Genomic DNA, 9,397 nt, shown 5'->3' with positions numbered 1-9,397 from the left:
GGCGGGACCACCCGCTAAGCCTAAATATTCCCTGGTGACCGATAGCGGATAGTACCGTGAGGGAATGGTGAAAAGTACCGCGGGAGCGGAGTGAAATAGTACCTGAAACCGTGTGCCTACAAGCCGTGGGAGCGTCGGACATCAAGCTTGCTTGGTGTCTCGTGACTGCGTGCCTTTTGAAGAATGAGCCTGCGAGTTTGCGGTGTGTTGCGAGGTTAACCCGAGTGGGGAAGCCGTAGCGAAAGCGAGTCCGAATAGGGCGTTTCAGTAGCACGCTCAAGACCCGAAGCGGAGTGATCTAGCCATGGGCAGGTTGAAGCGGAGGTAAGACTTCGTGGAGGACCGAACCCACCAGGGTTGAAAACCTGGGGGATGACCTGTGGTTAGGGGTGAAAGGCCAATCAAACTCCGTGATAGCTGGTTCTCCCCGAAATGCATTTAGGTGCAGCGTCGTGTGTTTCTTGCCGGAGGTAGAGCACTGGATAGGCGATGGGCCCTACCGGGTTACTGACCTTAGCCAAACTCCGAATGCCGGTAAGTGAGAGCGCGGCAGTGAGACTGTGGGGGATAAGCTCCATGGTCGAGAGGGAAACAGCCCAGAGCATCGACTAAGGCCCCTAAGCGTACGCTAAGTGGGAAAGGATGTGGAGTCGCACAGACAACCAGGAGGTTGGCTTAGAAGCAGCCACCCTTGAAAGAGTGCGTAATAGCTCACTGGTCTAGTGATTCCGCGCCGACAATGTAGCGGGGCTCAAGCGTACCGCCGAAGTCGTGTCATTCATACAATAGGGCCAACGCCTGTATGGATGGGTAGGGGAGCGTCGTGTGCCGGGTGAAGCAGCCGCGGAAGCGAGTTGTGGACGGTTCACGAGTGAGAATGCAGGCATGAGTAGCGATACAAACGTGAGAAACGTTTGCGCCGATTGACTAAGGGTTCCTGGGTCAAGCTGATCTGCCCAGGGTAAGTCGGGACCTAAGGCGAGGCCGACAGGCGTAGTCGATGGATAACCGGTTGATATTCCGGTACCCGCTGTGAAGCGTCAAACATCGAGCATCGTGATGCTAAGGCCGTGAAGCCGCCCTGATCTCTTCGGAGTTGAGGGGAGTGGTGGAGCCGCCGAACCAAGCGGTTAGTAGGTGAGTGATGGGGTGACGCAGGAAGGTAGTCCATCCCGGGCGGTGGTTGTCCCGGGGTAAGGGTGTAGGACGTCAGGTAGGTAAATCCGCCTGGCAATAGTCTGAGACCTGATGCCGAGCCGATTGTGGTGAAGTGGATGATCCTATGCTGTCGAGAAAAGCCTCTAGCGAGTTTCATGGCGGCCCGTACCCTAAACCGACTCAGGTGGTCAGGTAGAGAATACCGAGGCGTTCGGGTGAACTATGGTTAAGGAACTCGGCAAAATGCCCCCGTAACTTCGGGAGAAGGGGGGCCACACCTGGTGATGATCTTTACGGTCTGAGCTGGGGGTGGCCGCAGAGACCAGCGAGAAGCGACTGTTTACTAAAAACACAGGTCCGTGCGAAGCCGTAAGGCGATGTATACGGACTGACGCCTGCCCGGTGCTGGAACGTTAAGGGGACCGGTTAGCTCCATTTCGGTGGGGCGAAGCTGAGAACTTAAGCGCCAGTAAACGGCGGTGGTAACTATAACCATCCTAAGGTAGCGAAATTCCTTGTCGGGTAAGTTCCGACCTGCACGAATGGCGTAACGACTTCTCGACTGTCTCAACCATAGGCCCGGTGAAATTGCACTACGAGTAAAGATGCTCGTTTCGCGCAGCAGGACGGAAAGACCCCGGGACCTTTACTACAGTTTGATATTGGTGTTCGGTTCGGCTTGTGTAGGATAGCTGGGAGACTTTGAAGCTCGCACGCCAGTGTGGGTGGAGTCGTCGTTGAAATACCAGTCTGGTCGTGCTGGATGTCTAACCTGGGTCCGTGATCCGGATCAGGGACAGTGTCTGATGGGTAGTTTAACTGGGGCGGTTGCCTCCTAAAGAGTAACGGAGGCGCCCAAAGGTTCCCTCAGCCTGGTTGGCAATCAGGTGTTGAGTGTAAGTGCACAAGGGAGCTTGACTGTGAGACCGACGGGTCGAGCAGGGACGAAAGTCGGGACTAGTGATCCGGCGGTGGCTTGTGGAAGCGCCGTCGCTCAACGGATAAAAGGTACCCCGGGGATAACAGGCTGATCTTCCCCAAGAGTCCATATCGACGGGATGGTTTGGCACCTCGATGTCGGCTCGTCGCATCCTGGGGCTGGAGTCGGTCCCAAGGGTTGGGCTGTTCGCCCATTAAAGCGGTACGCGAGCTGGGTTTAGAACGTCGTGAGACAGTTCGGTCCCTATCCGCTGTGCGCGTAGGAGTCTTGAGAAGGGCTGTCCCTAGTACGAGAGGACCGGGACGGACGAACCTCTGGTGTGCCAGTTGTCCTGCCAAGGGCATGGCTGGTTGGCTACGTTCGGGAGGGATAACCGCTGAAAGCATCTAAGCGGGAAGCCTGCTTCGAGATGAGGACTCCCACCCCCTTGAGGGGTTAAGGCTCCCAGTAGACGACTGGGTTGATAGGCCGGATCTGGAAGCACCGCAAGGTGTGGAGGTGACCGGTACTAATAGGCCGAGGGCTTGTCCTCAGTTGCTCGCGTCCACTGTGTTGGTTCTGAAACCACGAACAACCCCATGTGCCACACATGGTGCGGTTGTCAGTTTCATAGTGTTTCGGTGGTCATAGCGTTAGGGAAACGCCCGGTTACATTCCGAACCCGGAAGCTAAGCCTTACAGCGCCGATGGTACTGCAGGGGGGACCCTGTGGGAGAGTAGGACGCCGCCGAACTCCTCTTAGAGCTCTGGCTCTTGGGCATGCAGCCCGAGAGCCAGAGCTTTTTTGCGTTGAGGTAAGGTCAGGGGGCATCATTGGCTCGTTTCACCCCAGGAGGCCCCCGCGTGGAGGTCCAGGAGACCCGCGTGCAGACCGACCGGGTCCTCACCATCCCGAACATCCTGAGCATGGCCCGCCTCGCCGGCGTGCCGCTCTTCCTGTGGCTCATCCTCAGGCCCGAGTTCGGCGGCCCCAAGAGCGACGGCTGGGCGCTGTTGGTGCTGGCGCTCAGCGGGATCAGTGACTACCTGGACGGAAAGCTCGCGCGGCGCTGGAACCAGATCAGCAGCCTCGGCCGGCTCCTGGACCCCGCGGCCGACCGGCTGTACATCCTCTCCACCCTGGTGGGCCTCACCTGGCGGGAGATCCTTCCGCTCTGGCTGACCCTCGTCCTGCTGGCGCGCGAGGCCGTTCTGCTCGTGATGGTGGCGATCCTCCGGCGCCACGGCTATCCGCCGCCCCAGGTGAACTTCCTGGGGAAGGCCGCCACCTTCAACCTCATGTACGCCTTCCCCTTGCTGCTGCTCAGTGACGCAAGTGGATGGATCGCGTCACTCGCTGCTGTTTTCGGATGGGCGTTCGCCGGATGGGGTACAACCCTGTACTGGTGGGCAGGTGTTCTCTATGTGGTGCAGGTCCGCCGCTTGGTTCGTGCGGACACCACGACCGACTGACTCGTTCACTCAATGTGCGGCCCCGACGGCCGGATGGCCCGCTCTGCCAAAGTGCGGGACTCTGGACGGGGGAAGTCGGTCAATCCGTCGTCTTAGAGGAGGACGCTTCCGACATGAAGGCCGTCGTGATGGCTGGAGGCGAAGGCACACGCCTTCGTCCCATGACCTCGAGCATGCCCAAGCCGCTCCTGCCGGTGGCCAACCGGCCGATCATGGAGCATGTTCTGCGGCTGCTGAAAAGGCATGGGCTGAACGAGACCGTCGTCACCGTCCAGTTCCTGGCCTCGCTGGTCAAGAACTACTTCGGTGACGGCGAGGAGCTCGGAATGGAGCTCACCTATGCCAATGAGGAGAAGCCACTCGGTACCGCCGGAAGCGTCAAGAACGCCGAGGAGGCGTTGAAGGACGATGCCTTCCTCGTCATTTCCGGCGACGCCCTGACCGACTTCGACCTCACCGACCTGATCAATTTCCACAAGGAAAAGGGCGCGCTCGTCACCGTGTGTCTGACACGCGTGCCCAACCCCCTCGAATTCGGCATCACCATCGTCGACGAAGAGGGCAAGGTCGAGCGCTTCCTGGAGAAGCCGACCTGGGGCCAGGTCTTCTCCGACACCGTCAACACCGGCATCTACGTCATGGAGCCCGAGGTCTTCGACTACGTCGACCCCGATGTGCCCGTGGACTGGTCCGGTGACGTCTTCCCGCAGCTGATGAAGGAAGGCAAGCCCGTCTACGGCTACATCGCCGAGGGCTACTGGGAGGACGTCGGCACCCACGAGAGCTACGTGAAGGCCCAGGCCGACGTTCTGGAACGCAAGGTCGACGTCGACATCGACGGCTTCGAGATCTCCCCCGGCGTATGGGTCGCCGAAGGTGCCGAGGTCCACCCCGACGCCGTGCTCCGGGGACCCCTGTACATCGGTGACTACGCCAAGGTCGAGGCCGGCGCCGAAATCCGCGAACACACGGTCGTCGGCTCCAACGTCGTCGTCAAGAGCGGCGCCTTCATGCACAAGGCGGTCGTTCACGACAACGTGTACGTCGGTCCCCACAGCAATCTGCGGGGCTGCGTGGTCGGCAAGAACACCGACATCATGCGGGCCGCGCGGATCGAGGACGGCGCGGTCATCGGCGACGAGTGCCTGGTCGGCGAAGAATCGATCATCCAGGGCAACGTGCGGGTCTACCCGTTCAAGACCATCGAGGCCGGCGCCTTCGTCAACACGTCCGTCATCTGGGAGTCCCGGGGCCAGGCGCACCTCTTCGGCGCTCGCGGGGTGTCCGGCATCCTGAACGTGGAGATCACGCCCGAGCTGGCCGTACGGCTGGCCGGCGCCTACGCGACCACGCTGAAGAAGGGCTCCACCGTCACCACGGCCCGTGACCACTCCCGTGGTGCCCGTGCGCTGAAGCGGGCGGTGATCTCCGCCCTGCAGGCCAGCGCCATCGACGTACGGGACCTGGAGAACGTACCGCTGCCGGTGGCGCGGCAGCAGACCGCGCGAGGCAGCGCCGGCGGCATCATGATCCGGACCACCCCAGGGGTGCCGGACTCCGTCGACATCATGTTCTTCGACGGGCAGGGCGCCGACCTGTCGCAGGGAAGCCAGCGCAAGCTCGACCGGGTCTTCGCGCGGCAGGAGTACCGGCGGGCGTTCCCGGGCGAGATCGGGGACCTGCACTTCCCGTCCAGCGTCTTCGACTCGTACACCGGGTCGCTGCTGCGCAACGTCGACATCACGGGGATCGCGGAGTCCGGGCTCAAGGTGGTCGTCGACGCCTCCAACGGCAGCTCGGGGCTGGTCCTGCCGAGCCTGCTCGGGAAGCTGGGCGTCGACTCGCTGACCATCAACCCCGGTCTCGACGAGTCCCGGCCGACCGAGTCGGCCGACATGCGTCGCTCGGGGCTGGTACGCCTCGGGGAGATCGTCGCCTCCTCCCGCGCCGCGTTCGGTGTGCGGTTCGACCCCGTCGGTGAGCGGCTGTCGCTCGTCGACGAGAAGGGCCGGATCATCGAGGACGACCGGGCGCTGCTGGTGATGCTCGACCTGATCGCCGCCGAGCGGCGCAGCGGGCGGGTCGCGCTGCCGGTGACCACCACGAGGATCGCCGAGCAGGTGGCGGCGTACCACGGGACCCAGGTCGAGTGGACGACCACCTCGCCCGACGACCTGACGCGGGTCGGCGGCGAGGAAGGCGCGATCTTCGGTGGTGACGGCAAGGGCGGCTTCATCGTCCCGGAGTTCAGCAGCGTCTACGACGGTACGGCGGCCTTCGTGCGGCTCATCGGGCTGGTGGCCCGCACGCAGCTCACGCTGAGCCAGATCGACGCGCGGATTCCGCGGGCGCACGTCCTCAAGCGCGATCTGGCGACCCCCTGGGCCGTCAAGGGCCTGGTCATGCGGCGCGTCGTCGAAGCGGCCGGAGACCGGTTCGTGGACACCACGGACGGTGTGCGCGTGGTGGAGACCGACGGGCGCTGGGTCATGGTGCTGCCCGACCCGGCCGAGGCGGTCACCCACCTGTGGGCCGAGGGCCCCGACGACGCCTCCGCACAGGCGCTCCTCGACGAGTGGTCCGCGGTGGTGGACAGCGCGGGCCGGTAGTACGGGCCGCACGCGTGCGTGCCGGACAAGTGTCCCCAAGGGGGCCTGTCCGGCACGCCGGTGGGGCCATTCGGAGGTAGTGGCGGTGGCGTGCGACGATGTGCGGCATGCCGCAGCAACCCCCCGTTCGGAGCACACCCACGCGGCCCGCACGCCCGGACGCCTCCATGTCGTTGATCACCAACGTCATGGACCACAGCCTCGACGACGGATACGCCGAAGCCGCCGCGCGGAAGAAGGCCGACGGCAGCGGCGGTATGCCGAGGACCCTCCGGGCCAAGCTCGGACTCGCCGCCGGGCTGGTACTGGCGGCCCTGGTCGTGACGGTCGGTGCCGCTCAGGCACGGGTGGCCGCTCCCGCGGTCGCGAAGGAACGCGAAGAGCTCATCGACCGCATAGAGGGAGAGACCTCGGCGGCCGACAGACTCGAGGAGAGCGTCGACACCCTGCGTGACGACGTGAGCGCACGGCAGCGCGAGGCGCTCGAGAAGAACGGCGACGGCGGCCGCTCCGACCTGATGGGCGTCCTGTCGGGTGCGGTGGAGGTGCACGGCCCCGGGGTGAAACTCGTCGTGGACGACGCCAAGGAGGCGGACACGGGCGGCGACGGGCAGCCGCGCGGTACCTCCGGGTTCTCCGACACCGGCCGGGTGCGGGACCGGGACATGCAGCGCGTCGTCAACGGGCTCTGGGAGTCGGGGGCCGAGGCCGTGTCCATCAACGGGCAGCGCCTGACCGCTCTGTCGGCGATCAGGGCCGCCGGTGACGCGATACTGGTCGACAACCGGCCGCTCGTGCCGCCGTACACGGTGCTCGCAGTGGGGGACGGCGAGCGGCTCAGCACCCGGTTCCAGGACAGCGCCGACGGGCTCTACTTGCATGCCCTGCAGGAGAACTACGGCATCCGGACGGCCATCTCCGCCGCGGACGACCTCAAGCTGCCCGCCGCGCCGAGCCTGATCGTACGTACAGCACAGCCGATAACCGAGAAGGGCACATCGTGATCGCCGTACTGGGCCTCGTCGTGGGAGTCGTGGCCGGCCTGTTGGTCCGGCCGGAGGTGCCGGCTGCCGTCGAGCCCTACCTGCCGATCGCCGTCGTGGCGGCGCTGGACGCCGTGTTCGGCGGGCTGCGGGCCATGCTCGACGGCATCTTCGACGACAAGGTCTTCGTGGTGTCGTTCCTGTCGAACGTGGTGGTGGCCGCGCTGATCGTCTTCCTGGGCGACAAGCTGGGCGTGGGTGCCCAACTGTCGACCGGGGTCGTCGTCGTCCTCGGCATCCGTATCTTCTCCAACGCCGCGGCCATCCGCCGCCACGTCTTCCGGGCGTGAGGCCGATGAGCGACCACGACGAGCGGAATGCGAACAGGTTGCGCAGAGAGCTGCCCGACGAGGTACCGCCGTCGCAGAGGCCCGAGCAGGCCCCGGCGGCCGGTGACGCTTCGGAGGGGCCGCCGGCGGAACGGCAGCACGAGCCGAGGGCGGGGCTGACCGGCAGGCAGCGGCTGGTCAAGGGGCTGTGGCCGCCGCGTCTCACCCGGGCCCAACTCATCGTCGCGCTGCTGTTGTTCGGACTGGGCTTCGGCCTCGCCGTCCAGGTGGCGTCGAACAGCGACGGGGACAGCGCGCTGCGAGGCGCGCGGCAGGAGGATCTGGTCCGCATCCTCGATGAACTCGACGACCGTACTCAGCGTCTTGAAGACGAGAAGCAGGGCCTCGAGAAGCAGCGCGACGAGCTGGAGAACAGCTCCGACCAGGCCGAGGAGGCCCGCAAGCAGACGCTCGAGAAGGAGCGGCAACTCGGTGTCCTCGCGGGCACCGTGGCCGCGCAGGGGCCCGGCATCACGGTGACGATCCAGGACACGAAGGGGATGGTCGAGGCGGACATGCTGCTCGACGCGGTGCAGGAACTGCGTGCGGCGGGCGCCGAGGCGATCCAGGTGAACGGTGTGCGGGTCGTCGCCGGAACGTACCTCACGGACGCCGGCAAGTCCGTGAGCGTCGACGGGAACAAGATCAACGCGCCCTATCGTTTCCAGGTCATCGGCAAGCCGCAGGACCTCGAACCGGCTCTCAACATTCCTGGAGGAGTGGTGCAGACTCTGGAGAAGGAACAGGCCACCGTTACTGTTGAGCGGTCGGGCAAGATCGTCGTGGACGCCTTGCGAGCGGCGGAGCGGCCTGACTACGCTCGGTCGTCCTCCCAGTGAACCGGCGGTGCATGGGGGACGTCCGGCCAGGGCATGAGGTTGCGGGGGGTCGGCGCACCGATTGGGTGGTGCGTGGTGGAAACTGTCCGGTGGAGACGGACGTTGTGAAGGTGTCCGGGTCGGCCAGTAGGTTCAGTCAGGGTTCGTCCTGCCCCACGGGCGGGTCTGTTTCGGTCAAGGGGAATCGCCCGTGAAGTTGTTTGCGAAGTTGTTCGGCAAGAGCGCGCGAGAGGGCAGCGACAACGCGACCGCGCGCCATCGCGCACAGCCCGACGCGGAGGGCCGACGCCCGATGTTCCGGGACCAGGTGGGTCCGGGCGGGGACATTTCGGGTGGTCAGGGCGCGCCGTCTGTTGACCCTGCACAGTCCGGCGGCATAGGTTTCGGACAACCGTCGACCTCAGGTACGGGTGGAGGGTTTCCCCCGGGCCCGTACGCGTCGAACGCCCCGGCGGGGCAGCCGCGGCAGGAGGATCCGTCCATGTCGGCCCTGGTGTGCACGAGGTGCGGTAACCGCAACGCGGAGAACAGCCGCTTCTGCTCCAACTGCGGTGCGCCGCTGCGTGCCGGAGCGGTCCCGGAGCGTGCGTCCGAGACGACCTCCACGATCTCCATCTCCGGCCTGGAGGCGTACGACGCCGAGGTCACCGGCCAGACCGCGGTCCCGGCTCTCTCGCCCGAGGCGCAGGCCGCCGTCGACGCGCTGCCGCTGGGCTCCGCGCTCCTGGTGGTGCGCCGTGGCCCGAACTCGGGCAGCCGCTTCCTGCTGGACGGCGAGCTGACCACCGCCGGGCGCCACCCGCAGAGCGACATCTTCCTGGACGACGTGACGGTCTCCCGCCGCCACGTCGAGTTCCGCCGCAGTCCGGACGGTTCGTTCACGGTGGCCGACGTCGGCAGCCTGAACGGCACGTACGTCAACCGCGAGCGCATCGACCAGGTCGCCCTGTCGAACGGCGACGAGGTGCAGATCGGCAAGTACCGGCTGGTCTTCTACGCGAGCCAGCGGGGTTACTGACCCGCCCCC

Annotated in this window: 6 protein-coding genes and 2 rRNA genes (1 of these 8 cut by a window edge); all 8 read left to right on the top strand. The window is 65.0% G+C overall.

The genetic code is table 11. The features are described from left to right. Positions 1-2,630, top strand: a 23S ribosomal RNA gene (locus tag SAM23877_RS06645) (it extends 493 nt beyond the left edge of the window). 84 nt (positions 2,631-2,714) lie between these two features. Continuing rightward, positions 2,715-2,831, top strand: a 5S ribosomal RNA gene (rrf, locus tag SAM23877_RS06640). Between the two features lie 110 nt (positions 2,832-2,941). Further along, a complete protein-coding gene (gene clsA, locus SAM23877_RS06635) occupies positions 2,942-3,550 on the top strand; it encodes a cardiolipin synthase ClsA (protein ID WP_053127854.1) in 609 nt (202 codons plus the stop codon). Between the two features lie 113 nt (positions 3,551-3,663). Beyond that, a complete protein-coding gene (locus SAM23877_RS06630; RefSeq protein WP_053127852.1) occupies positions 3,664-6,159 on the top strand; it encodes a mannose-1-phosphate guanyltransferase in 2,496 nt (831 codons plus the stop codon). Positions 6,160-6,326: 167 nt separating this feature from the next. Beyond that, positions 6,327-7,163 (top strand): DUF881 domain-containing protein, encoded by an 837-nt coding sequence (locus SAM23877_RS06625; protein ID WP_053127850.1) that lies wholly within the window; start codon positions 6,327-6,329, stop codon positions 7,161-7,163. Then, entirely contained in the window at positions 7,160-7,492 is a 333-nt protein-coding gene (locus SAM23877_RS06620; protein ID WP_003977440.1) for a small basic family protein, read from the top strand. The genes SAM23877_RS06625 and SAM23877_RS06620 overlap by 4 nt, the downstream gene beginning before the upstream one ends. Before the next feature lie 5 nt (positions 7,493-7,497). Continuing rightward, positions 7,498-8,370 carry a DUF881 domain-containing protein gene (locus SAM23877_RS06615; RefSeq protein ID WP_053127848.1) on the top strand — a complete coding sequence of 291 codons (873 nt, stop codon included), beginning with the start codon at positions 7,498-7,500 and terminating at the stop codon, positions 8,368-8,370. 190 nt (positions 8,371-8,560) lie between these two features. Beyond that, positions 8,561-9,388 carry a zinc-ribbon and FHA domain-containing protein gene (locus SAM23877_RS42060; protein WP_079030055.1) on the top strand — a complete coding sequence of 276 codons (828 nt, stop codon included), beginning with the start codon at positions 8,561-8,563 and terminating at the stop codon, positions 9,386-9,388. The last annotated feature ends 9 nt before the right edge of the window (positions 9,389-9,397 follow it).

Source organism: Streptomyces ambofaciens ATCC 23877 (assembly GCF_001267885.1).
GTDB lineage: Bacteria > Actinomycetota > Actinomycetes > Streptomycetales > Streptomycetaceae > Streptomyces > Streptomyces ambofaciens.
This window is presented reverse-complemented; position numbering and strand designations above follow the sequence as displayed.